Source organism: Microbacterium sp. GbtcB4 (assembly GCF_019091465.1).
Lineage (GTDB): Bacteria > Actinomycetota > Actinomycetes > Actinomycetales > Microbacteriaceae > Microbacterium > Microbacterium paraoxydans.
Genome location: NZ_JAGXJJ010000657.1, coordinates 1 through 233, shown reverse-complemented (window position 1 = coordinate 233; position 233 = coordinate 1). Strand labels below are relative to the sequence as shown.

The 233-nt window shown below is 48.1% G+C and carries 1 protein-coding gene; it reads left to right on the top strand.

Annotated features, from left to right (window positions below):
- Nucleotides 1-233, top strand: a 233-nt coding sequence (locus KVS71_RS19160; protein WP_217585321.1) for a hypothetical protein, incomplete at both ends; no start/stop codon positions are given.

Genomic DNA, 233 nt, shown 5'->3' with positions numbered 1-233 from the left:
CGTTGGCGCAAACGTCAACTTTCAGGATCGATCCGATGGTAATGTCGGCATCGACTTGGATCAATCCATGCGCAATAGCCCATTCGCCGATTACGCCGATGAGATGGGAAATCCCACGCAATTTCCGCTGAGCGCGGAATACAGTCAACGGGGCTACAACTATGATTTCCAACGACAATATCTCGAATTGGATAAGGGCTATACCGTGCTGAACAGTATTGTTTATGCCAAAA